This window comes from Cupriavidus sp. C1SS-2L, assembly GCF_057073735.1.
The window spans coordinates 636637-661015 of sequence record NZ_CP172709.1; the positions used below are offsets into that span (position 1 = coordinate 636637).

General features: G+C 64.7%; 22 protein-coding genes. 4 read left to right on the forward strand and 18 right to left on the reverse strand.

Translation table 11 applies throughout. From position 1 onward, the window contains the following. Positions 1 to 5: 5 nt before the first annotated feature. The 12 genes from cheA to ACIGJG_RS20740 all read right to left on the reverse strand — a co-directional run bounded on the left by cheA (position 6) and on the right by ACIGJG_RS20740 (position 14897). Positions 6 to 2027, reverse strand: coding sequence for a chemotaxis protein CheA (gene cheA, locus ACIGJG_RS20685; RefSeq protein WP_011301716.1), 2022 nt, complete (start codon positions 2025 to 2027; stop codon positions 6 to 8). A 60-nt stretch (positions 2028 to 2087) separates the two neighbouring features. Beyond that, on the reverse strand, positions 2088 to 3065 hold the full coding sequence (gene motB / locus ACIGJG_RS20690) for a flagellar motor protein MotB (protein WP_011301715.1): 978 nt from the start codon (positions 3063 to 3065) through the stop codon (positions 2088 to 2090). Between the two features lie 18 nt (positions 3066 to 3083). After that, entirely contained in the window at positions 3084 to 3947 is an 864-nt protein-coding gene (gene motA / locus ACIGJG_RS20695) for a flagellar motor stator protein MotA (protein ID WP_011301714.1), read from the reverse strand. 121 nt (positions 3948 to 4068) lie between these two features. Beyond that, a complete protein-coding gene (gene flhC / locus ACIGJG_RS20700) occupies positions 4069 to 4674 on the reverse strand; it encodes a flagellar transcriptional regulator FlhC (RefSeq protein WP_011301713.1) in 606 nt (201 codons plus the stop codon). After that, on the reverse strand, positions 4671 to 4988 hold the full coding sequence (flhD, locus tag ACIGJG_RS20705) for a flagellar transcriptional regulator FlhD (protein WP_011301712.1): 318 nt from the start codon (positions 4986 to 4988) through the stop codon (positions 4671 to 4673). The genes flhC and flhD overlap by 4 nt, the downstream gene beginning before the upstream one ends. Positions 4989 to 5357: 369 nt before the next feature. After that, positions 5358 to 6125: a DUF4088 family protein gene (locus ACIGJG_RS20710; protein WP_011301711.1), complete on the reverse strand. Its 768-nt coding sequence runs from the start codon at positions 6123 to 6125 to the stop codon at positions 5358 to 5360. Between the two features lie 58 nt (positions 6126 to 6183). Continuing rightward, a complete protein-coding gene (locus ACIGJG_RS20715; protein ID WP_220630595.1) occupies positions 6184 to 7968 on the reverse strand; it encodes a methyl-accepting chemotaxis protein in 1785 nt (594 codons plus the stop codon). Positions 7969 to 8047: 79 nt separating this feature from the next. Continuing rightward, positions 8048 to 9694, reverse strand: coding sequence for a methyl-accepting chemotaxis protein (locus ACIGJG_RS20720; protein ID WP_041680668.1), 1647 nt, complete (start codon positions 9692 to 9694; stop codon positions 8048 to 8050). Positions 9695 to 9849: 155 nt separating this feature from the next. Beyond that, positions 9850 to 10326 (reverse strand): chemotaxis protein CheW, encoded by a 477-nt coding sequence (locus ACIGJG_RS20725; RefSeq protein ID WP_011301708.1) that lies wholly within the window; start codon positions 10324 to 10326, stop codon positions 9850 to 9852. 181 nt (positions 10327 to 10507) lie between these two features. Next, positions 10508 to 10885, reverse strand: a complete 378-nt coding sequence (locus ACIGJG_RS20730; RefSeq protein ID WP_011301707.1) for a response regulator — start codon at positions 10883 to 10885, stop codon at positions 10508 to 10510. Between the two features lie 206 nt (positions 10886 to 11091). After that, positions 11092 to 13074, reverse strand: a complete 1983-nt coding sequence (locus ACIGJG_RS20735; RefSeq protein ID WP_140949608.1) for a putative bifunctional diguanylate cyclase/phosphodiesterase — start codon at positions 13072 to 13074, stop codon at positions 11092 to 11094. Between the two features lie 110 nt (positions 13075 to 13184). Further along, positions 13185 to 14897, reverse strand: a complete 1713-nt coding sequence (locus tag ACIGJG_RS20740; RefSeq protein ID WP_011301705.1) for a methyl-accepting chemotaxis protein — start codon at positions 14895 to 14897, stop codon at positions 13185 to 13187. A gap of 533 nt (positions 14898 to 15430) precedes the next feature. Here ACIGJG_RS20740 and ACIGJG_RS20745 point away from each other — a divergent pair. After that, positions 15431 to 15739, forward strand: coding sequence for an H-NS histone family protein (locus ACIGJG_RS20745; RefSeq protein ID WP_011301704.1), 309 nt, complete (start codon positions 15431 to 15433; stop codon positions 15737 to 15739). Positions 15740 to 15851: 112 nt separating this feature from the next. Here the strand turns inward: ACIGJG_RS20745 and galE are convergent, their stop codons facing one another. Continuing rightward, entirely contained in the window at positions 15852 to 16871 is a 1020-nt protein-coding gene (gene galE / locus ACIGJG_RS20750; protein ID WP_140949610.1) for a UDP-glucose 4-epimerase GalE, read from the reverse strand. A gap of 135 nt (positions 16872 to 17006) precedes the next feature. After that, positions 17007 to 18032 (reverse strand): tyrosine-type recombinase/integrase, encoded by a 1026-nt coding sequence (locus tag ACIGJG_RS20755; RefSeq protein WP_220630598.1) that lies wholly within the window; start codon positions 18030 to 18032, stop codon positions 17007 to 17009. 192 nt (positions 18033 to 18224) lie between these two features. Here ACIGJG_RS20755 and ACIGJG_RS20760 point away from each other — a divergent pair, with 192 nt between their 5' ends. Both ACIGJG_RS20760 and ACIGJG_RS20765 read left to right on the forward strand, forming a co-directional pair. Continuing rightward, positions 18225 to 18656 carry a nuclear transport factor 2 family protein gene (locus ACIGJG_RS20760; protein ID WP_483673849.1) on the forward strand — a complete coding sequence of 144 codons (432 nt, stop codon included), beginning with the start codon at positions 18225 to 18227 and terminating at the stop codon, positions 18654 to 18656. 47 nt (positions 18657 to 18703) lie between these two features. Continuing rightward, positions 18704 to 19702 (forward strand): NAD(P)H-dependent flavin oxidoreductase, encoded by a 999-nt coding sequence (locus tag ACIGJG_RS20765; protein ID WP_011301700.1) that lies wholly within the window; start codon positions 18704 to 18706, stop codon positions 19700 to 19702. Between the two features lie 15 nt (positions 19703 to 19717). Here the strand turns inward: ACIGJG_RS20765 and ACIGJG_RS20770 are convergent, their stop codons facing one another. Further along, on the reverse strand, positions 19718 to 20308 hold the full coding sequence (locus tag ACIGJG_RS20770) for a PadR family transcriptional regulator (protein WP_011301699.1): 591 nt from the start codon (positions 20306 to 20308) through the stop codon (positions 19718 to 19720). 338 nt (positions 20309 to 20646) lie between these two features. On the opposite strand from ACIGJG_RS20770, the gene ACIGJG_RS20775 reads away from it, so the two are divergent. Further along, positions 20647 to 20874 (forward strand): hypothetical protein, encoded by a 228-nt coding sequence (locus ACIGJG_RS20775; protein WP_011301698.1) that lies wholly within the window; start codon positions 20647 to 20649, stop codon positions 20872 to 20874. 166 nt (positions 20875 to 21040) lie between these two features. Here ACIGJG_RS20775 and ACIGJG_RS20780 read toward each other — a convergent pair whose 3' ends face one another. The 3 genes from ACIGJG_RS20780 to pcaF form a co-directional block, all read right to left on the reverse strand. Next, the gene (locus tag ACIGJG_RS20780) at positions 21041 to 22048 is read right to left on the reverse strand and encodes a Bug family tripartite tricarboxylate transporter substrate binding protein (protein WP_011301697.1); all 1008 of its coding nucleotides are present in this window, start codon (positions 22046 to 22048) and stop codon (positions 21041 to 21043) included. Between the two features lie 202 nt (positions 22049 to 22250). Continuing rightward, positions 22251 to 22982 (reverse strand): SDR family NAD(P)-dependent oxidoreductase, encoded by a 732-nt coding sequence (locus ACIGJG_RS20785; protein ID WP_011301696.1) that lies wholly within the window; start codon positions 22980 to 22982, stop codon positions 22251 to 22253. Between the two features lie 179 nt (positions 22983 to 23161). Beyond that, on the reverse strand, positions 23162 to 24364 hold the full coding sequence (gene pcaF / locus ACIGJG_RS20790; RefSeq protein ID WP_140953077.1) for a 3-oxoadipyl-CoA thiolase: 1203 nt from the start codon (positions 24362 to 24364) through the stop codon (positions 23162 to 23164). Positions 24365 to 24379: the final 15 nt, after the last annotated feature.

Below are 24379 nucleotides of genomic sequence, written 5' to 3' on the forward strand. Positions count from 1 at the left end.
GACGATTACAGCGCCAGCGTCGTTTCTTGCCGGCGCACGCCGGTGCGCTGCAGCGCACCGACATCGACGATCAGCGCCACGCTGCCGTCGCCGAGAATGGTGGCGGCGGAAATGCATGGCACCTTGCGGTAGTTGGTTTCCAGGTTCTTCAGCACGACCTGGTGCTGGCCGATGAGCTGGTCCACCAGCAGCGCGAAGCGCTTGCCTTCGGCCTGCAGGATCACGGCGATGCCCTGGGTCGGCTCCTGCAGCGCGTCAGCCACGTTGAAGACGCGGTGCATCTCGAGCAGCGGCAGGTATTCGCCGCGCACGTGCATGACGCGGTCGGCGTTGGCTGCGGTATGGATGTCCTCGGACTTCGGCTGCAGCGACTCCATCACGCAGTTCAGCGGCAGGATGAAGGTTTCCTCGCCGACCTTCACCGACATGCCGTCGAGAATCGCCAGCGTCAGCGGCAGCACGATGCGGATCGTGGTGCCCAGGCCCGGACGGCAGCTGATCTCGACATGGCCGCCCATCTCCTGGATGTTCCGCTTGACCACGTCCATGCCCACGCCACGGCCGGAAACGTCGGTCACGACTTCTGCCGTAGAGAAGCCCGGCGCGAAGATCAGTTGCCAGACTTCTTCATCACTGATGTTCTCGGACACCGGCAGGCCGTTCTGGATTGCCTTGGCGAGAATGCGCTCGCGGTTCAGGCCACCGCCGTCGTCGCTGACCTCGATCACGATATTGCCGCCGTGGTGCTGCGCGGAGAGGATGAGCTGGCCGGTCGGATCCTTGCCCGCGGCGACGCGCTTGTCCGGCGTCTCGATGCCGTGGTCCAGGCTGTTGCGCACGAGGTGGGTCAGCGGGTCGATGATGCGTTCGATCAGGCTCTTGTCGAGCTCGGTCGCCTTGCCGAACGTCACCAGGTCGATCTGCTTGCCGAGCTTGCTGGCCAGGTCGCGGACCAGGCGCGGAAAGCGCGAGAACACGTAGTCCATCGGCATCATGCGGATCGACATCACGGCTTCCTGCAGGTCGCGCGCATTGCGCTCGAGCTGGCCCATGCCGGAGAACAGGCGATCGAACAGAACCGGGTCGAGCGACGACGCGGTCTGCGCCAGCATCGATTGCGTGATAACGAGTTCGCCCACCAGGTTGATGATCTGGTCGACCTTCTCGGTCGGCACGCGGATCGAGCCCGACTCCTGATTGTGGGCGGCCGCTGCGGCCGGCTTGGTCTTCTCCTTGGCAGCGGGTGCCGGCGTGGCGGCGACCGGTGCGGCCGCAACCGGCGCTGGCGCCGCAGCGGCAACAGGCACCTCGGCCAGCGCGGGAGCCTGAGCCGATGCGCCGGCTGCCTCGACCACGATCTGGTCGGCATCGATCACGAAACAGCAGACGGCAATGATGTCGTCAGCGCTGCACTGGCTGTTGAGCCAGATCGCCAGTTCGCCGTTTTCTTCGTGCTGCCCGGTGATCTCGCCAAGGTTTGCAAGCTCTTCGCGCAGCAATGCCTGGTCGGAGGCAGACACCTTGATCAGGCGCACCTTGAGGCCACCGCCGGCAGCGGGCGCCGCAACGGGCGCGACTACAGGTACCGGTGCCGCTGCGGGAGCCGGAGCGGATCCGCCTGCCGTGCCATTCGCCTCCTGGGCAAGCTGCTGCAGCACGGCGCAGATGCGCACCAGTGTTTCCTGATCGGGTTCGGTGCCGTTGCGGTAGGCGTTGAGCTGATCTTGCAACACGTCCTTGGTTTCCAGAAAGGTGTCGATGATGGTCCGGGACAGCGCCAGTTCCTGGCGGCGCGTACGGTCCAGCAGATTCTCGAAGATGTGCGTGGTTTCGGTCAGTGCCGCAAACCCGAAGGTAGCCGCACCGCCCTTGATGGAGTGCGCGGCACGGAAGATCGCGTTGAGGTCTTCCGGGTCGGGCGACTCGATGTCCAGGCCGAGCAGCAACTGCTCCATTTCAACGAGCAGTTCTTCCGCCTCTTCAAAGAAGGTCTGGTAAAACTGTGTGATATCGATATCGACAGACATTGGCGTCCTGACTCACTAAGTTACTGCGCTAAGCATCGCCGCCATGCCAGCGGCCACGCATCATTCTGTCTTTGCCTTCGGCGCCGCCGGTGCTGCCGGTGCTGCCGGTGCCGAAGCGGCCAGCCCTTCGTGCATCGCGCCCGCAACCTTGCCGGCCTGTGCCTTCACCGTGACGTCCGCGGCGCTCGCGTTTTCCGCTTCGAACTGGGCCTGCGCCTTCTGATTCAGCACCACGATACTGATGCGCCGGTTAACCGGCGCCAGCAGGTCGCTCTTGTCCAGCGGCATGGTGGCCGCCAGGCCCAGCACGCGCAGCACCTTGCCCTCTTGCATGCCGCCGGCGATCAGCTCGCGGCGCGATGCGTTGGCGCGATCGCTCGACAGTTCCCAGTTGCTGTACGTGCGCTCGCCGTTGGAGTAGTTCGCCGAGTCGGTATGGCCGGACAGGCTGACCTTGTTGGGCAGATCATTGATCACCGGGCCGATCTCGCGCAGGATGGCACGCATGTACGGTTCCACCTCTGCACGGCCGGTACGGAACATCGGGCGGTTCTGCGTATCGAGGATCTGGATGCGCAGTCCTTCGCTGGTGATGTCGAGCAGCAGTTGCGGGCGGAACTGCTTGAGCATCGGGTTGTTCTCGATGATCTGCTCAAGCCGGTTCTTCAGCGCGCGCAAACGCTGGGCTTCCTGAAACTCGTTGCGGCGTTGCTCGGCGGACGGATCGTTGTCGTGCGCACGCATGACTTCACCGTCCTTGCGCATCACGTCCATGCCGCCGCCGGGAATCACGCTGGGCGTCTGGCTGCTCCTTTCACCGCCGACAACAGCCACCTTCAGCGGCATGCGGAAATACTCGGCAATGCCTTCCAGGGTCTTCTTGTTGGCGCTGGACAAAAGCCACAGCACCAGGAAGAGCGCCATCATCGCCGTCATGAAGTCGGCGTAGGCGATCTTCCAGCTATGGTTGCCGTGCGGTTTGGCGTGCGACTTCGCCCTGCGGACGATGATCGGACGCATATCGTTTGCGCTGCTCATGACGGTGGCTCGGCAGGATCAGCTCAGGCTCTTGACTTCGCGGACGTGGTCGTCCAGCTCGAGGAACGACGGCCGCACCGTGGAGTACAGCACCTTGCGGCCGAACTCGACCGCCACCAGCGGCGCATAACCGTTGAGCGAGGCAAGCAGGACCACCTTGATGCATTCGTAGACCTTGACGTTCTCCGACACCTGCAGCTCGATGCGCGCGGCAAGCGGCGAGACAAAGCCGTAGGCCAGCAGAATGCCCAGGAACGTACCGACCATCGCGTGCGCGATCAGCGCGCCCAGTTCGGCCGGCGGCAGGTCGGCCGAAGCCAGTGCATGCACCACGCCCATCACCGCGGCGACGATGCCGAAGGCCGGCAGTGCGTCGCCGACGCGCGACAGCGCATGGGCAGGGATTTCGGCTTCGTGGCGGAAGGTTTCGATCTCGTGGTCCATCAGGGCCTCGATCTCGAACGCGTTCATGTTGCCGTTGACCATCATGCGCAGGTAGTCCGTGAGGAACTCCATCACGACCGGATCGGACAGGATGCGCGGATACTGGCTGAACACGCTGCTCGCGGCGGGATCGGCGATTTCCTTTTCGAGGAACAGGATGCCTTCGCGGCGTGCCTTGGACAGCAGCACGTACAGCAGCGACATGACGTCGAGGTACAGCTCCTTTTTGTACTTGGAGCTCTTGAACAGGCCCGGCAACGCCTTGAGCGTTGCCTTGAGCGCCTTGGTGGTATTGGTGGCGATGAAGGCACCGGCGGCAGCGCCACCGATGATCACAAGTTCCGCCGGTTGATACAGCGCGCCCATGTGGCCGCCGGTCATGGCATAACCGCCAAGCACCGCCGCTACCACGACGATATAGCCAAGAACTACTAGCACGATCGGATCCCCGTCAAAAAAGCGCGTCAGTCACGCACGATTGCCCGTTGCACGGGCGGACAGGGATGATCCGGTCCACCAGTGCTGCGCAGCTTGCCAGCCTGGCGGACCTCAACCAGGATCAGGCTTCGGTCTGCAAGGCGGCGGCGTTCTTCGAGGGCTTCTTCACCTTCCCGGCACGCGAGGGCGGACGGCACAGGCTGCACACGAAATTCGCGTGCGGCTCATAGGCGTGCGTCACGAACTGTCCACCGCAACACGTGCAGCTGGACAGCTGCAGCATATTGCTCTCGAAGAACCGTACTAACGTCCAGGCACGGGTGAAACTTAAGACTATTTCGCCGCCGAGCAGCGAAACATGCTCGAGATACAGACGGTAAGCGGCCACTACGGCGCGAATACCCACGGTTTCGCCCTCTTGCACCATGAACTGGTACGCGGAGAAGAACAGCGACGAATGGATATTCGGCAGCCAGGTCGTGAACCAGTCTGTCGAGAACGGGAGCATGCCCTTGGGCGGCGAAACGCCCCGCAGCTCCTTGTAGAGACGGATCAGCCGGTCGCGCGAGAGCGTAGTCTCGGCCTCAAGCACCTGCAGGCGCGCACCCAGGCCGATCAGCTCGATGGCGAGCTGGGTCTGGTTGGCATCCTGCAGTACGCTCTTGCGGCTTGGAACGGGCGCGGTGGTAACGCTGCGCGCCGAAGGGGCCTGCAGGAGCGCGGTCAATTGAGCGACTCCACAGGCTGACGGGCAAGCAGGATCGCAGCGTGCATCTGCTGCATATCGTGGTTCTTGGCCGTATGAGTGAGAGTGGACAGAAGCGCGTGGTCGTCAAATCGGAACCTGCAGAGCACCATGTTCGATGCCGCGAGCTTCACGAGTTGCGCCGAGGTCAGCTTAGCGAGAATGTCGGCAATTTCCTTGCTGACACCAAGTCTGAACATGGCTTCCACCTGGTTTTCCCGCACCAGGCGCTGGGCGAGCAGAAGATAGGCGAGGTTAACCTCCCTGATCTCCTGGAGAACTTCACTGCTTTCCAATTTTTCCCCGCTACCAAAAACCTGCCTTGCGCTTGTCCGGCGCTTACCGGCGGCCCAGTAGGGGGCTTCCGGCGACCAGATCGTTTACATGCGTGTCAGGCAGGTACTACGTACGACAATAGGAACTTCAGCCCGGTCGCACTTACTTCCTCGTACCGACTCGTTACAAGTGTTACAGAGTGTAAGTGAAACTGTTACGTTTATATCGGCAATCCGCCCGCAATGCCAATCCCTACTTACGCGGGGGAAACCCCAATGTCGCACGGAAGATACATGGCTGTACGAATTTTGTAACAAATCGAGCGTGCAACAATTGATGTAACGCAATAGTGGAACGGATAAGTCATTGCATGCGCTGACTATCACCCACTACCGGGATTCCACTATTGACGAATTGGAATGTGACGAATTGAACAACCGTCTGAGCCAGGCAGCCAATCGTGCGAATACATCGTCCGGGGCGTCCTGGAACAAATGTGGCCGTGCCCGGGCGGCTTGTTCGAGCACGCGGTTGGCTTCTTCAAGCTGGATAGAGCCGTATTGCAGCGCCAGCGTCAACGTCGCACGCAGTTCCCCGACGCGCGACCGGCCGAGCGTTTCATTGTCCTCGGTCTGCAACGCATACATCAGGTCATACGCGCGCTGCCGCAGGCTTTCGGCCAGCACCCAGGCCGGCGTTCGCATGCGTTCCTCCAGCACGCGTACATCTTCGGCCGACGCGGCAACCTGAGACGCCAGGGCGTCCGTGAACGCTGCATCCGCCCCGCATTCGGCCAGCACCTGGGCGGCCCATTCGCGTGCGTGCTCGAAGCGCTGTTGCGGGTTCCAGTCTGACTGCACGGCGAGGCCGAAGCCAAAGCGTCGCGCATCGCGCATCAGCGACGACAAGGCGTTGGGAAGCTGCTTGTCGAACACCTTGCGCGCCCAGCCGTATTCCCCGCTGGCCAGCAGCCGCATGACGGCGCGCTCGGTCAGCGGACCATCATGCTGGAGCAGCCGCGCGCGCAGGAAGTCGTTGAATTCAGGCGGCAGGAAGTCCTTGTCGAAACCCGTCGACAGGCTGACGAAGTCGTCGAACTCCCTGCGCAGCCTGGCCACCTCGTCTGGCGACAAGGCCAGGGTGATATTGGTATTCATGGCATCGAAGGCGAAGGCGGGCGGCAGGCCGTAGCAACCGATTGCCGCCCGCCGGGGCTCAGAACGCGCTCCAGTCCCCGTTGTCCGCGGCGGCGAGAGCGGCCGGGCGCGGTAGCGCACGGGCCTTCGCCGCCGGCTGGCTCGTCGGCTCCGCGGCATCTGCAGTCGGTGCGGGCTTGCGCGCCGACGCGAGTGCGGCCTTGCCGGTTGGGCGTGCCGTGGAATGGGCTGCGGCAGGCCGTTCGAAGCGGGCCGAGGCTACCGAGCCATCCGCAGCCAGACGGAACGTGGCGACCACCGTCTGCAGGCGGCCGGCCTGGTCCTGGAGCGAGCCTGCGGCGGCTGCAGCCTGCTCCACCAGTGCCGCATTCTGCTGCGTCACCTCATCCATCTGCGCCACGGCCTGGTTCACCTGTTCGATGCCCGAGCTCTGCTCGGCCGAGGCCGCGCTGATCTCGCCCATGATGTCCGTCACGCGCCGCACAGCCTGCACGATCTCGTCCATGGTCGTGCCAGCCTGACCCACCAGCGCTGTGCCGTTGTCCACGCGCGCCACCGTGTCGCCGATCAGGCCCTTGATTTCCTTGGCGGCATTCGCGCTGCGCTGTGCAAGGCTGCGCACCTCGCCTGCCACGACCGCAAAGCCACGACCTTGTTCGCCCGCACGTGCGGCTTCCACCGCCGCGTTCAGCGCCAGGATATTGGTCTGGAACGCAATGCCTTCGATCACGCCGATGATGTCCACGATCTTGCGCGACGCTTCGTTGATCTCTTCCATCGTGTTCACCACGCGGCCGACCACTTCGCCACCGCGCACCGCGGTTTCCGACGCATTCGCCGCCAGCCCGCTCGCCTGGCGCGCGTTGTCTGCATTCTGGCGCACCGTGCTGGTCAGCTCCTCCATGCTCGATGCCGTCTCTTCCAGCGACGCCGCCTGCTGCTCGGTGCGCTGCGACAGGTCGTTGTTGCCCGCGGCAATCTCGCGCGATGCCGTGGCGATCGACTCAGCCGACTCCTTGAAGTCGCGCACCATGCCCGACAGCTGCTGCTGCATCTGCTTCATGGCGTGGACCAGGCTGTCGCGATCGCCGGCACGCGTCTTCACTTCGGCGGAGAAATCGCCATCGGCAATGCGCGAAGCAATGGCCACGGCGTAACTGGGCTCGCCGCCGAGTTGACGCGACAGCGCGCGCGCCAGGAAAGCGCCAAGCAGCACCGACAGCGCCAGGCCGCCGAGCACGAGGCCGAGCATCCACAGGCGCGTGCTCGTATAGACGCTGCGCGCCTCTTCCATGTTGGAGCGTGCGCGGTCATCGCGGCGCTTGACCATCGTGGCCATGATCGCTTCAAGCGCATGGCTGTCCTTGAGCAGGTCTGCGCTCTCGCTGAACACGCTGCTTTCGAACTGCGAGGTATCGAGCGGCTGCTTGCTCACGAGCTCCGTGTACTTGCCCATGCGTTCGCGGAACGCCGGCGCCAGCGTCTGGTATTGCTTGACCAGCGCCTTGCCCTCCGGCTGTTCGAACTTGTCGGCCACCTGCTTCACGCGCTCGTCCATGGCGGCGAGCGACTTGGTGATCTGTTCCTTCTCGGTGCTGCGCTCGCCCATGGTCGATGCCGACAGCAGCGCGATCTGCGCACGGCTGGCATAGACCAGATTGATATTGGCGTCCTGCACCGCTTTCAGCGCCTGCAAGTCGTTGTTGTAGATCTTGCCGGTCCAGTCGGCCATGCGCCCCATATTGACGACGCCGAGCAGCCCCATGAAGGCACCGATCACTGCGACCACCAGGAACCCGCCAACCAGCCGGGTCGTAACCCGCAGTTGATTGAACCAATGCATAGAAATCCCCCTTGTAACGAATGATCCGGGTACGCCCCACCGGCGTGCGGTAGCACGCGGCCGTCGCGCCCTGCCTGTCTCAAGCCTGCGCCAGCGACAGCACCCCTTCTGTATCGGCGCGGCGCGGCCGCTGGGGCCGCACCTCTGCCTGCATGCTGACGCGGAAGGTCGCTACCGCGTCGCGCAAGCGTTCCGCCTGCTCTTCGAGCGAACCGGCCGCCGCTGCAGCCTGCTCGACGAGTGCCGCGTTCTGCTGTGTCACTTCATCCATCTGCGCCACGGCCTGGTTCACCTGTTCGATGCCCGAACTCTGCTCGGCCGAGGCCGCGCTGATCTCGCTCATGATGTCCGTCACGCGCTTGACCGCCTGCACGATCTCGTCCATCGTCGTGCCAGCCTGGCCCACCAGCGCTGTGCCGTTGTCCACGCGCGCCACCGTGTCGCCGATCAGGCCCTTGATTTCCTTGGCGGCATTCGCGCTGCGCTGTGCAAGGCTGCGCACCTCGCCTGCCACGACCGCAAAGCCACGACCTTGTTCGCCCGCACGTGCGGCTTCCACCGCCGCGTTCAGCGCCAGGATATTGGTCTGGAACGCAATGCCTTCGATCACGCCGATGATGTCCACGATCTTGCGCGACGCTTCGTTGATCTCTTCCATCGTGTTCACCACGCGGCCGACCACTTCGCCACCGCGCACCGCGGTTTCCGACGCATTCGCCGCCAGCCCGCTCGCCTGGCGCGCGTTGTCTGCGTTCTGGCGCACCGTGCTGGTCAGCTCCTCCATGCTCGATGCCGTCTCTTCCAGCGACGCCGCCTGCTGCTCGGTGCGCTGCGACAGGTCGTTGTTGCCCGCGGCCACCTGGTGGGTCGCCGACGAAATGCTGGCCATGCCTTCCTGGATCTCGTGCACCACGGACAGCAGGCTGCGCTGCATGGTCTGCATAGCCTGCGCGAGTGCGCCGACCTCATCGTTCGCGCGATGTTCAAAACTGGTGGTGAGGTCCCCTGCGCCCATGCGCAGAGCAAAGTCGAGCATTTCGCGAACGGGACGATGCACGCGCGACAGCAGCATCGTGCCGGTCGCGAAGGCGGTCACGACCGCCAGCACGAAGCCGCCCCACAGCCAGGGACGTACCGCGGCGACGGCGTCGCCACCGAATGCTTCGGCGGCCAGCAGCGCCGCCAGGAACCACACCAGGCCGCCCGCTTGCGACCACAGGATGCGCCGGCGCAGGTTCAGGCGCGTGGCACGGCCGACCCATCCCGCCATGCCGGTACGCACCACGGCCCCCTCGCGGATGGCCAGGCCGCCCGCGCGTCCTTCGCGGAAGCGCGCGTAAGCGGCGCTGGCCGCCTCGACCTGTTCGCGTGTGGCCATCGAGCGCACGGAGGTATAGCCCACCAGGCGACCATCGATATGGGTCGGCGTGACCGTCGCGCTGACCCAGTAGTAGTCGCCGTTCTTGCGGCGGTTCTTGACCACGCCCACCCACGAACGGCCTGCCTGGATGTTCTGCCACAGGTCGGCAAAGGCCTCCGGCGGCATGTCGGGATGACGCACCAGGTTGTGCGCCGCGCCCAGCAGTTCCTGCGCGCTGAAGCCGCTTGCCTCAACGAACGTACGGTTGGCGAACGTGATGCGGCCTTTGAGGTCGGTACGCGAAATCAGGTAGTCGTCAGGGGAAAGCTTGTATTCGTTTTGCGTGACGGGTTGGTTGTTTCGCATGTATGACATTAACTGCTTGCTTTGGGCACGGCGGCTGCGATTGCGGCACCACTCAAAGCGGTTTGGCGGGGGTGCGGCGGCACGGGTGGGTGCCGGCTCCGCTGGCCGGGCGGGCTTGGGGCCCGCGGCCGGAGCGATCAGCGTTCGGGCGTGGCTCAGGCCAGCGCTTCGAGCGCGGCGAGCTCTTCGGTATTGAGGAGCTTTTCGATATTCACCAGGATCAGCATGCGCTCGTCGACCGAACCCAGCCCGCGGATATAGTCGGTGGCGAGTTCGCTGGTGAAGTGAGGCGTAGGCTTGATCTGCGCCGGCGACAGCGTAAGCACGTCGGACACGCCATCGACGACGATGCCGGTGGTGCGGTCGCTGAGGTCGACGATGATGACGACCGTGTACTGGTCGTAGCTGATCTTTTCCTGGCGGAACCGGATGCGCAGGTCGATGATGGGCACGATGGTGCCGCGCAGGTTGATCACGCCCTTGATGTAGTCCGGCGCATTGGCGATCTGCGTCACGGACTCGTAGCCACGGATCTCCTGAACCTTCAGGATGTCAACGCCGTACTCCTCGCGCCCGAGCCGGAACGTCAGGAATTCTTCGCCGGCGCCTTCCGCCTTGTCGATCTGTTTCATCGTTGCTTGCCCCCGGTTGGCTGCTGGTGACTCGTGTCCGCCGATGCACCATGCAGGCGCCGGCGGCACGGGGACCTTTTCACTTTGTCCCCCCGTTATTTACGGCAGCGCGGCGAGTGCCTGAAGGGCTACGCACGGCAATTCGACCCCTTCGTTAGTGGGGGATTGCGTGAATGGCCGTTCAGTTGCCCAGCTCGGCCACCGCGGCCATGAGCTGGTCGGGATCGAAGGGTTTCGGCAGGAAACCCGATGCCCCGGCCTCGCGGGCCTGCTCGCGGATGCGGTCGTCGGCTTCGGTGGTCAGCATCAGGATGGGAATGCCTGCATAGCGTTCGGTCGCTCGCAGATGGCGGATCAGCGTCAGCCCGTCCATGCCCGGCATGACCTGGTCGGTCAGCAGCATGTCGAAGCTCGCTTGCGCCGCGAGCGCCTGTGCCTGGTCTCCATCGGCGGCCTCGGTCACTGCATAGCCACCGGCACGCAGGCATGCGGCAATCATGCGGCGCAGGGACGGCGAATCATCGACGACGAGGATGCTGGGAACAGACGTGGCAGGCATGGTGGCTCCGTGGACGCACGGCGGTTGGATCCGACAGGGGCATGGCGCGACCGGCGGCGGACAGGCCGGCGCGGGCTGCGGGGATTGCCGTCAAGGCAATGGCGGCCTGCCGCATTGGATATCGGCAGGCTTGTGCAGCAGCTTGAGGGAATCAGGGAATACGCGGAGCGTGTTGTGGCCGTCGCACGCCCCTGATGCGCTGCGCGTCAGCGCACCGCCTGGACTTCGCGGGCGGCCGCCTTGTGCTCGAGCGCCTCGGCAAATCCCGCGGCGTCCAGCGGCAGCGACAGCAGGTAGCCCTGCACCTCGTCGCAGCCCATCTCGTTCAGGATCTCGAGTTGCGACGTCGATTCCACGCCTTCGGCCACCACCTTCATGCGCAGCTCGTGCGCGAGCGCCACCATGGAGCCGACAATGGCCCGGCCCTGCGCATCGGCATCGAGGCCACCGATGAGCGTCCGGTCAATCTTCAGCGTGCCGACGCGCAGTCGCTTCAGGTAGCCGAGGCTCGAATAGCCGCTGCCGAAGTCGTCCAGCGCCACCTGGATGCCGAGCGATTGCAGTTCGGCCAGCGTTTCGAGCGACTTGGCGATGTCCTTCATGGCCGCCGTCTCGGTGATTTCGAGCGTGATGGCCGACGGCGGAATGTCGTGCTGGTGGATCTGCTCGAGCAGGTATTGCGGGAAATTGCGGCTGGCGAAGCGCAGGCCCGATACGTTGATGGCCACCGGCACTAGCGGCAAACCGGCGTCCTGCCACTGGCGCACGTGCCGGCATACGCTGGCAATGACCCAGTCGTCAAGCTTATCGATCTGGCTGGACTGCTCGGCCACGGCAATGAACTCGGCCGGGCTGACCTGGCCAAGCGCCGGGTGGCGCCAGCGGCAAAGCGCCTCGGCGCCGACCACGGTGCGCCGCCGCGCGTCGAACTTCGGCTGGAACTGCAGCGACAGCGCATCGTCCTGAATCGCCGTCCACAGGTCGCGCCGGATCACGCGCGTGCGGCGCGCGCGCTCGCCGGCCGCACTGTTGAACAGGCGCACCTGGTTGGAGCCGCTTTCGCGCGCCTCGGTCAGGCTCACGCGGGCGGCCTGCATCAGCGACTCGGACGTCTGTGCATCGCGCGGATAGATGGCAATGCCGATGTTCACGCCGATCTGCATCTGCAGGCCGCGCGACGCCACGAACTCGGCCAGCGAGCCTAGCACGCGCGAGCCCAGTTCCTGCGCACGGCCATGGTGGACCATTTCGGGCACCCCGACCGCAAATTCGTCGCGCGCGAGCCGGGCCAGGAAATCGTGGGGTTCCAGCGCGGCCTGCGCCAGCGCGCCGGCATCCTGCGCGAGGATGTCGTCCGCGCGCACTTCAAAGACTTCGTCGACTTCGCGGAAATCCGCGACATGGATGAGCAGGACGGCGCAGCTGCTTTCGGCCAGCCGCGCCTGGGCGATCGCCTGGTCGAGCCAGCGCCCGAACGCGACGCGGTCCGGCATAGCGGTAGCCACGCTGTACTCGGCCACTGTGCCCTGGCCCCGCGCGCCAGGCCGCACGACCAGACGCCCGGGAATCCGTCCGCTACGCCGGATCTGCCGCGACTCCACCACGCGCAAGGCGCCGGCCGCTTCGTCAGACAGTTCGTCGGTAGCGCCAGCCGCATTGCGCCTGGGACCAGGCACCCAGCCGCGGGACTGCGCCTTGTGGACGAGCAACATCAGCAGGCACAGCGCGGTCAGCCCACCCGCCAGCCAAGCCGGATGCGGCAATCCCGCCGCGTCGATGCACGCGCGTGCGGTCATGGAGCCTGCGCCACAGACCCGGCCAAGCCGGGTACCCGCGACCGCCACCAGCCCGGCGCCGGCCAGAGCCGAGGCAATCGCCGCGCCGCGCCAAAGCCGCGCGCCCTGCCTGAGCCACGCAAACAGCAACTTGCCCGCCGAGGTGGCCGCCGCGGCAACGGCAAAGGCCGCAGCGATCTGTGCGGTTTCATTGGCCGCAGGCACCGCGCCGGAGCTGATCACCACCACGAACGGCAATCCGACCGTCAGTTGCGACAGCAGCGCGGCGGACCACGTCAACGCGCGCAATGGACGGCGAGCCCCCACCTCCGGCCGTGCCTGGCGACCGCCGAGAACGGCGGCCACGCCGAGCAGGGCGGCCAGCAGCAAAAGGGCGGTACTCAAGGCGATCATTCGATTGCGCGGAAATTAGAAGAATGCGCGAACAGTCGGGCAATCCGAGGCAAACCCCGAATCATGGCACTTTGCGGTCGCTCTGTGAACAAGGCAATACTTCATCCGTGCTAGAAAGCGCTCCAGTCGTCGTCCGCGCCACGCTGTACCGCCGCAACCGCGCGGACAGGACGTACCGTGACGGACGAGCGGGCCAGCGTTGCCGCCGCGCGCGGCCTGACCGGCTTGGCCTGTGGCGTGCGTACGGCGACCTGCGCAACTGTACCGGCTCCGCCGCCTACATTGAATACCGAAACCACGCTCTTGAGCTTGCGAGCCTGTTCTTCCAGCGAACCGGCGGCCGCGGCCGCCTCTTCGACCAGCGCGGCATTCTGCTGCGTGACCTGGTCCATCTGGGTGACGGCCTGGTTCACCTGTTCGATACCGCTGGTCTGCTCCTGCGAGGCAGCACCAATCTCGTTCATGATGTCCGTGACCCGGCGCACAGCCTGCACGATCTCGCCCATGGTCTGGCCCGCCTCCGCCACCAGGCGCGTCCCGCTTTCCACGCGCTGGCCGGATTCACTGATCAGCGCCTCGATTTCCTTGGCCGCGGTCGCCGAGCGCTGCGCCAGGCTGCGCACTTCGCCCGCGACCACCGCAAAGCCCCGCCCTTGCTCGCCCGCGCGGGCCGCTTCGACCGCGGCATTGAGCGCGAGGATATTCGTCTGGAACGCGATGCCTTCGATCACGCTGATGATCTCGACCACCTTGCGCGACGCGTCGTTGATCTCGTTCATGGTGTCGACCACGCGGCCGACCACGTCTCCACCCTTGACGGCGATCTGCGAAGCCTCGCCAGCCAGTATGCCGGCCTGGCGGGCATTGTCTGCGTTCTGGCGCACCACGGTCGTCAGTTCTTCCATGCTGGCCGCAGTTTCCTCGAGCGAGGAAGCCTGCTCTTCCGTGCGTTGGGACAGGTCCAGGTTGCCGCTGGAGATCTGTTCGGTCGCCGACGCCATGGAGTCGGCGCCGACACGGACCTCCGACACGATCTTTTGAAGGCTGTCCTGCATGGCCGCCAGCGCCTGCATCATGCGTCCGACTTCGTTGCGGGACACCGTGCTGATGCGCGAGGTCAGGTCGCCGCGCGCGATCCGCTCCATCACCGTCAGCGCTTCCTGGACCGGGCGCACGATGGCGCGGTTCAGCGTCACCGTGCACAGCGCCGCGATGGCAAGCCCGGCGACGATCAGCACGATCGACAGAATGCGGATCCGCTCGAAACGAGCCTGCGCCGCGTCGAAGTTGTCCTGGCCGGCGGTCAGCTGGAATTTCTGCAGCGCCTCATGCGCTGAAGACATGGCACGCTGCAGTTCGGGCAAGACCTTGCTGGCCAGCCTAACCGCCTCTTCCTGGTTTCCGGCCAGTGAAGCCTTCTGCAACGGCTCGATGCCATGCGTCATGAAGTCGGCGCGCTTGCGTGCGAGTTCATCGGCGAGCGCCTTCTCCTGGTCGTTCTGCGGCAGGCTCGCATAGCGCTTCCAGGCCGAATCCGAGGCTTCGACGAAGACCCTGGAGCGGTCGACGTTGACCCTGGGATCGTCCAGTTCGCCCTGCATAACGTTGCGGTCGAGCGCCAGGCGCATGCGGACCGTGGCCAGCATGGCGTCGCTCAGCGCCATCGTCGAGGCAAGCTGGTTCGAATACGTTTCCTTCAATGCGTCATTGCTCTGAGAGATTCCGTGCAGCCCCGCGCCCCCCATCAGGATGAGCAGCAACGACAGCGTGGCCATGGCGCCCCTTAACAGGGTCTTGATCTGGATATTGTTCTCAAATGACATGATGAATGCGACGGTAGGCAATCCGCAGGACACACCCTTGGTCCCGGTACGGCGAACCGACACCCCGACGATCCGCCCTGCCCGGATAACGGCTTGCACACTTGGTTCTTGAGACAATCCAAATCCCGCGGGACGTCGTCTTGAAATGTCGGATATACCGCACGTGACGTATTTCCGACATCGCCTTTCATGCGAAAAATGACATTTCGGTCAAGTTTGTCGCCGCCCCATGCGGGATTATCTGTATTTCAATAGCGAAGACCGGCGCGCACCGGCGGGACAAGAGCGAGAAAAAACAATTGACCCATTTGTCCCAGTTCCACAGGGCCGCTGCGGGCGGGGAATTCGCCAGCAAGTGCAGGCCAAACCGGCGAACAGATGGCGACATGGCATGCCCCGAAAAGTTCATGACAAAACCGCTGGAGAATCTTCCTAATTTTGCATGCGAAACGCAGGTGAAGGATTTGCAGCGGCGCGGGAGCCCGATATAATGCTTTTCGACATACCGCACCCACCCGATACCCGAGGATCAAATGGCGACTTATCAGGAAATCGTTCAGAAAATCAACGAACTGCAAAAACAGGCCGAGGAAATCAAGGCACGCGAGCAGGCCGCAGTGATTGCCGATATTCGTGAAAAAATCGACCAATATGGCCTGACCGCGGAAGATCTCGGTTTTGGCGTGAAGGCCGTGGCCGGCAAGAAGGCGACCAACCGCAAGGTACCCGTGCGTTATCGCGACAGCGCTGGTAACACCTGGACTGGCCGCGGCAAGCGTCCGGGCTGGCTGACCCAGGCCCTGGCGGCCGGCAAATCGGTGGACGATTTCCTGATCCGCTGATCATTCGGTTGCTTCTGCCAAAGCAAAACGCCACGGAAACCTCCGTGGCGTTTTTGTTTTCTCAGCGTTTGCCGCAAACCGCGGCAACGCAGAAACGGGTACGCCCCAGATTTCAGGCGTCAAAACCATTGGGGTTGGTGGACTGCCAGCGCCACGAATCCTCGCACATGCGATCAAGGCCGTGACGCGCGCGCCAGCCCAGCAACTGGTGCGCCAGCGCGGGATCGGCATAGCACGATGCAATATCGCCGGGGCGGCGCGCCACGATCTCGTAAGGCACTGGGCGTCCGCTCGCCCTCTGGTACGCCGCCACGACCTCCAGCACGCTGTAGCCACTGCCCGTGCCAAGGTTGACCGTCATGCTCTGACCGCGGTCGCGCAAACAGACCAGCGCGGCCAGATGGCCATCAGCAAGGTCGCAGACGTGGATGTAATCGCGTACGCCGGTGCCGTCCGGCGTCGGATAGTCGCCGCCGAATACCATGAGTTTTTCACGGCGGCCGCCAGCCACCTGCGCGACATAAGGCATGAGGTTATTCGGGATCCCGCGCGGGTCTTCGCCGATCAGCCCGCTTTCATGCGCGCCAACCGGGTTGAAATACCGAAGGTAGGCAATGCGCCACTCGGGATCCGATTTTTCGAGATCGCGCAGGATTTGCTCGCCCATCAGCTTGGTCTGGCCATAGGGGTTGGTGGCCGACAACGGGAAATCCTCGAGAATGGGCACCGCATGCGGATTGCCGTAGACAGTGGCTGACGAACTGAACACCAGTTGTTTTACCCCGGCGTCGCGCATGGCCGCGCATAGCGTAAGCATGCCGTCCAGGTTGTTGCTGTAATACTCGAGCGGCTGGCTGACGGATTCCCCTACCGCCTTGAGCGCAGCAAAATGGATTGCGCCGGTGATGTCATGTTCGGCGAACAGGCGGTCCAGCAGCGCGCGGTCGCGGACATCGCCCTCGACAAAATGCGGAGTCTGCCCGGTAATGGTTGCCAGCCGGTCTACCACCACGCGGCTGCTATTGCACAGATTATCGAGCCCGATCACCTTGTAGCCGGCATTGAGCAATGCGACCCAGGTATGGGAAGCGATATAGCCAGTAGCACCGGTAAGCAGCAAGGTCTGGGACATGGAAATTCAGTAATCAATCAGAAAAACGATGGGCGAACATCGACCATCGGAGGGCCGACTCAGCGCGTTGTGTGCAGCACAGCACACGCCGGAACAACCACTATTATCGCCGACGCTGGCGACGGCTTGCCTGAATCAGCCGCCCGCCGCGGCACTTGCCGGCAGCAGGCCAGCACGGGCCACCCACGCTTCGTGCGCGGCGCGCAGCCGCCAGCCAGACTCGAAATCGCGCATGCCGAGCCACTGCGCCACCATTGCCGGCGATGCACCAGCCTCGAAATGCATTGCGCCGCAGGTGTTGCGCAGGGTCTGCGGCGAGGCGCGTTCACTGCGTGCCGACAGCACGCCAGCCTCGTCCAGCAGCAATTCCACCCGCCGATAGACGGACGCCGCATGCAGCGGCCGCCCGCTCGGCATGGCCGGGAACACCAGGTCGCCGAGCGTTCCCGATGCTTCGCGCAGTGCAAGCCAGGCCATCAGCGGCCGGTGAGCAAACGCAAACAGCGGCGTTTCATAGGTGCGACCGCTCTGCGGCTTTGCCATGCGCAGCATCACGCGCCCGGTGCGGTTGCTGTCGATGGCCATCGTACGCAGCGCGCGGACTTCGCCAACCTTCAGCCCCGCGCCCAGCAGCACCGCCACCAGCGCGGTATCGCGCGCACGCTTCCATTCGGTGGGCGAAACGCCGGCACCATCCGCGGCAGCTTCGCCGGCAGGGCCGAGCACGCGCGCGATCAGCAGGTCGCGCTCGCCGGGCAGCAGGAAAGCCGTCGGATCGTTCTCGCCCTCGGCCAGATGCGCGCGCACCGCCTGGCTCGCGGGGTTGTGCAAGCCATCCTGCAGCCGGGCGAGATGGTTGTAGATCCGCTCGATCAGGCGCGCATAGCGGTAGCGATGCGACTTGTGCAGGTCCTGCTCGTCCAGGAACTCGCCGATCTGGCTGGCGGACCAGGACAGCGGCGCCAGGCCGCGTTCGGCCGACCACCGCAGCAGTTTTCCCCACATCGCTCGATAGACCACGCTGGTGCCATGGCGGAAACCGTTGCGCGCAAGCCAGCCGTCGAACGCACGCTCGGGATGGCTGTGCCAGCTTGCCAGGTCGGCATCGAACAAGGCTGCCTGGGGTCCATCCGCGCTGGACTCGCTGTGCTGAGTGGTCACTGACTCTCCGGCAGAAGATAACGGCAATGCGCTAATTGTAGACAACCCGTCACTGCACGGGCGCTCGGCGCCCGTGACTGCGCTGCACACGCTTGCGGGTACGTCCCGCTCATGCTACCTTTCACTCGTCAATGCAACTGGTTGCATAGTTTCAATAACTTGCCGACCAGCAGAACGAGGAGACCACCGCCCATGAACGCCGCCCTGATTCCGAACGCCCAACCCACCCTGGCCGCCTGGCACGAGATGCTAGCCACCCATTCATTCGAAGGACTGGGCGAGATCATGGCCGACGACGTGGTGTTCCGCTCGCCGGTCGCCCATACGCCATACCCGGGGCGCGCCGCCATCGTGCTGGTGCTGACCACGGTCAATCGGGTATTCCAGGAGTTCCGCTACCACCGGAGCTTCGCCAGCGAAGACGGCCACAGCGTAGTGCTCGAATTCAGCGCACAGGTGGACGGCAAGCAGCTCAAGGGCATCGACATGATCCGCTTCGACGCGCAAGGCAAGATCGCTGAGTTCGAGGTCATGATCCGGCCACTGAGCGGCCTGCAGGCACTGGGCGCCGCCATGGGCGCACGCCTGGCCAGCCAGAAGCAAGTACTCACCGGGGCGGCCTGAAGCCGCCCGTCAACGCTACCTCGCCCGTTTCCATCAAGGAGTTCCGCATGTCGCTTCCCGTCCAGCTGAAGAACCGGCTCTCGCTGCCGGCCGTATGCTCGCCGCTGTTCATCATCTCCAATCCGGACCTGGTCATCGCCCAGTGCAAGGCCGGCGTGGTCGGTTCGTTTCCCGCGCTCAACGCACGGCCGGCGCCGAAGCTCGAAGAATGGCTGGACCGCATCACGACCGAACTCGCGGAACACGATGCCAAACACCCGGACCGTCCGTCCGCGCCGTTCGCGGTCAACCAGATCGTGCACAAGTCCAACGACCGGCTCGAGCATGACCTGGAGCTGTGCGTGCGCTACAAGGTGCCCATCGTGATCACCTCGCTGGGCGCGCGCACCGAAGTCAATGAAGCCGTGCATTCGTACGGCGGCATCGTGCTGCACGATGTCATCAACAACACGTTTGCGCGCAAGGCGATCGAGAAAGGTGCCGACGGCCTGGTCGCCGTGGCGGCGGGCGCGGGCGGCCACGCCGGCACGCTGTCGCCGTTCGCGCTGCTGCATGAAATCCGCGAATGGTTCGACGGCCCGCTGCTGCTGTCAGGCGCCATTGCCAGCGGCGACGCCATCCTGGCCGCGCAGGCGGCAGGCGCGGACCTGGCCTATATCGGCTCGGCCTTCATTGCGACGCAGGAAGCAAATGCCCAGGACGCCTACAAGCAGATGATCGTGGACAGCTCGGCGAACGACATCGTCTACTCGAACCTGTTCACCGGCGTGCACGGCAACTATCTGCGCGGCAGCATCGAGCGCGCGGGCCTGGACCCGCAGGCCCTGCCGGAATCGGATCCGTCGAAGATGAATTTCGGCTCCGCCAGCGCCAAGGCATGGAAGGACATCTGGGGTGCCGGCCAGGGCGTGGGCGCGATCAAGCGCGTGGTGCCGGCTGCCGAACTGGTGCGCCGCTTTACCGAGGAATATGCGCTGGCCCGGCGCCGCCTGGGGCTGCCCGATGCCGCGCTTGCGCAGCCGGCGCGCACGGTGGACGTCGCCTGACGACGTCGGAAGGGTTCATTCCTGGCGGTTGCCGGACGGCGCCGCCAGCAGGGGCAGCAGGTCGTTGCCCCACGCCACCCAGTCCTGTTCGAAGCGAATGCCGCGACGCAAAAGCGCGAAGCGCAACTGCTCGCCGCGGTCCGGGCGCGCGCCGGCGAAATCCCGGCGCTCGATCGCCTGATAGGTTTCCAACCGCGCCTGGTGCAATGCAATCAGCCGGCGCATTTCATCGGCCAGGCCCAGCGGGCCGATCGCCGCATCCGCACGCAGCTTGACCAGGATCTCTTCGCGCTGGTCCAGCCCGGCGCCGGGCTCCAGCACCCACCGCACCAGTTCCTCGCGGCCTGCGGGCAACACGTGGTAGACCTTCTTGCGGCTCTTCTTCTCTTCGCCATTGGCCGTGGTGTTGCCATTGGCATCGCTGCCCTGTTCGTTGTCTTCGGCGGCAATCCATCCATGTTCGGCCATGCGGCCCAGTTCTCGGTAAATCTGCTGGTGCGTCGCGTGCCAGAAATAGCCGATCGAACGGTCGAAACGGCGTGCCAGGTCATAACCGGACGACGGTTTCTCGATCAGGGAAATCAACAAGGCGTGCTGTGTCGACATTCGCTGGGAAGGTAGCCATGTGGGCGGTTGATCGGCCGGGAAGCGATACGACTGCGGGTACGACTGCGGCCTCACGGTGGATCGCGCTATGGTAGCGCAAGGCCTTGCGCGGCAACCGCCGAACGCATATCGACAGACAATGTCTGACGCTCGGGGGCGACGACAATTGCTACAGAATCGCTAAAACCAACAATTTTGATAGCGCATGCCTCTTAGAATTAAAAAATACTGAATAGCATTTCTGCGACGCATGGCATACATTGCGAACATTACCCCCTGTCTGCGCGAGACTGGCATCGCCTCACCCGCTCGCGCCCTGTTTATCGGAGCCAATGGAAATGACGAGAGGACACGATCTTGCAGAAGACCGTGACGTCGCCTGGGAGGCGGATACCGTGCAGCTTCCGGCCGACGCCGTGGCACTGATGCCGTCCCGCCCACCGGTTTACTACCGCCTGCCCGATACGCCGGACGGCCATCACATCAAGGAATACGCGAGCGGCCTGCGCCAGCTCGTGCGCTTCGTCGGCGTTGAAGAACAGGTGGTGAAGTACTGCCTGGGATAGCCAAAGCTCCTCCGGGATGACCTCGCCGGTTGTCTCCTCCGGGCCTGCCTGTGGGCACGGATTGAACCCGCCGATATGGCGGGTTTTCTTTGGCCCCGACGATCGCCTCCCAATGCAAAGAGCCGGCCCAGGGCCGGCTCTCGTCAAGGCAACACTGCCGTGAGGATCAGTCCACGGTCGCGCCCGAGGACTTCACGACCTTCGCCCACTTCGCGGTTTCGGACTTCATGAACGCGGAGAGCTGCGCCGGCTTTTCCGGATACGGCTCGGCGCCCTGGTCGGCCATCTGCTTCTTCACTTCCGGCATGGCCAGGATCTTCACGACTTCGGCGTTCAGGCGGTCGACGATGGCTTGCGGCGTGCCGCCGGTTGCGTACAGCGCGAACCACGAAGTGGCTTCATAGCCGGGCACGCCAGACTCCGCCACGGTCGGCACGTTCGGCAGCGCCGGCGAGCGCTTGGCCGAGGTCACGGCGATCGCGCGCAGCTTGCCGGCCTTCACGTGCGGGTACGACGACGGCATGTTGTCGAACATCAGGCCGATCTGGTTGCCCAGCAGGTCGTTCACGGCAGGCGCGCTGCCCTTGTACGGGATGTGCTGGATGTGCAGGCCGGTCATCGAGTTGAACAACTCGCCCGACAGGTGCATCGACGAGCCGCTGCCCGACGAACCGTAAGACAGCTTGTCCGGATTGGCCTTCACGTAGGCGACCAGTTCCTTGATGTTGTGGACCGGCACCTTGGGGTTCACCACCACCAGGTTCGGCACCATGGCCACGCGGCTGATCGGCGCGAAGTCCTTGACCGGGTCGTACGGCAGCTTCGAGTACAGCGACTGGTTGATCGCGTGCGTGCCGATGGTGCCCATGAACAGCGTGTAGCCATCGCCAGGCGCCTTGGCCGCCAGCGATGCGCCGATATTGCCGCCTGCGCCCGGGCGGTTGTCGATCACCACGGGCTGGCCGAGCGCCTTGCCCAGTTGCAGGCCGACGATACGGGCAAGGATGTCGGTGGTGCCGCCTGCCGAGAACGGCACGATCATCGTGATCGGCTTGGTCGGGTAACCACCCTGAGCATGTGCGGCACCGGCAAAGCCGGCAATGGTGGTAGCCAGCGCAACGCCTGCGGCCAGCAGGCGGCGGCGGGTCGTGGAAGTCTGGGAATCGAGTCTCATCGGTTTACTCCGGTTGTCCTTGTTGCCCGCGCGCACCATGTGCCGGTCGCAGGCTATTGCCAGATAGCGTGATTGCTGCCCTGAAAGAAGACAGCGCGGTGGCGCTGTCCTCGCCGGATGTGGCCCATGGGAAAAGGATCACATCCTGATATGACGTTTTAATAACGTCTGTTCTATTTGAATGCTTGAGCAGGCGTGCGCCTCAGACCGGTGCCACGCCAAGCGTGGTGCCGCCGCACACGTAGAGCACTTGCCCCGTGACGAACCCGTTGTCGGGCGACAGGAAGAACAGCGCGGCGCGTGCCACGTCTTCCGGCGTGCCCATGCGCTTCACGGCGATGCTCGCGAGGATGCGGCGGGTCTGCTCGCTGCCTTCGGGATTGCTCTTGCGGAACAGCTCCGTGGCGATCGGGCCCGGCGCCACCGCGTTCACGGTGATGCCGTCGCCGCCGAGCTCCATGGCCAGCGTACGGGTCATGCCGATCAGCCCGGCCTTGGTCGCCGAGTACACCACGCGCTCGGGCTTGCCCAGCGCCGCGCGCGAAGCCATGTTGACCACGCGGCCGAACCCGGCGGCGCGCATCGCAGGCAGGCATGCCTGCGTGAGCAGCATGGCCGCCTGCAAGTGCAGGCCGACGACATAGTCGAGGTCGGCCACGGTGGCCGAATCGGCCGTGCCCGGACGCGTGGCGCCCGCGTTGTTCACGAGCCGCGTGACGTCGAACTGCGAGGTGACCTGCTCCGCCACGGCGCGTGTCGCCTCGGCATTGGTCAGGTCAGCCTGGAAAAAGGTCATGTTGGGGTGCGACCAGCCCGGCTCGGTGTAGTCGATATTGACCACCCGGGTATTGCCGTCTGCCAGCAGCATTTCGCTGATGGCGCGCCCGATACCGGAACTGGCGCCGGTGACGATCGTGGCGTTGGGAAGAGACATCTTCAACTCCGCTCCGGCCGCTCGTGGACCGGATCTTGCAAACAATCGCGACTTCACTCACTACATGCCGCCGGACCGGCGAGCCTGTCGGCCCTGCAGCATGGCTCCGTCACGGGGGAGGGAGACGATACTGCGCCGCGTCCCGTAGCGGGCCGCGGCGCATGCGCTATGCCGAAGCGTCAGACGCGTTCGATCACCATGGCGATACCCTGGCCCACGCCGATGCACATCGTGCACAGCGCGAAGCGGCCGCCGGTGCGATGCAGCTGGTACATCGCGGTGGTCACCAGACGCGCGCCGCTCATGCCGAGCGGGTGGCCCAGCGCGATCGCGCCGCCGTTCGGGTTGACGCGCTTGTCGTCGTCGGCGATGCCCAGTTCGCGCAGCACGGCCAGGCCTTGCGCGGCGAACGCTTCGTTCAGTTCGATCACGTCGATCTGATCCAGCGTCATGCCGAGCTGCTTCATCAGCTTCTGCGTGGCCGGTGCCGGGCCGATGCCCATCACACGCGGTGCCACGCCAGCCGTTGCCATACCGACGATGCGCGCACGCGGGGTCAGGCCGTGTTGCTTGATGCCGGCTTCGCTCGCGAGCAGGATCGCGCAAGCGCCGTCGTTCACGCCCGATGCATTGCCGGCAGTCACGGTGCCGTCAGCACGGACCACGCCGCGCAGCTTGCCCAGCGCTTCCATGCTGGTCGCACGCGGATGCTCGTCACGCTCGACGATGATCGGGTCGCCCTTCTTCTGGGCGATCGTCACTGCGGTGATTTCCTGGGCCAGCGTACCGTCGGCCTGTGCGCGCGAGGCCTTTTCCTGGCTGCGCAGCGCCATCAGATCCTGGTCTTCGCGGCTGATCTTGTAGTCGGTCGCGACGTTCTCGGCGGTCTCGGGCATCGAGTCAACGCCATACGCAGCCCGCATCGCCGGGTTGATGAAGCGCCAGCCGATCGTGGTGTCGAAGATCTGCGCATCGCGCGAGAACGCGCTGGTGGCCTTGCCCATCACGAACGGAGCGCGGCTCATGCTTTCCACGCCGCCGGCGATCATCAGGGTCGCTTCGCCGGCCTTGATGGCGCGCGCGGCCGTGCCGGTTGCGTCCATGCCGGAACCGCACAGGCGGTTGATGGTGGCACCCGGCACGTCCTGCGGCAGACCGGCCAGCAGCGACGACATGCGTGCCACGTTGCGGTTATCTTCGCCGGCCTGGTTGGCATTACCGTAGATCACGTCGTCGACGGCTTTCCAGTCCACGTTCGGATTGCGCGCCATCAGCGCTTTCAGGGGCACCGCGCCCAGGTCGTCCGCGCGTACCGCGGACAGGCTGCCGCCGTAACGGCCGATGGGGGTACGGATGGCGTCGCAGATAAAGGCTTCGGTCATGTCTCTCTCTCGGTC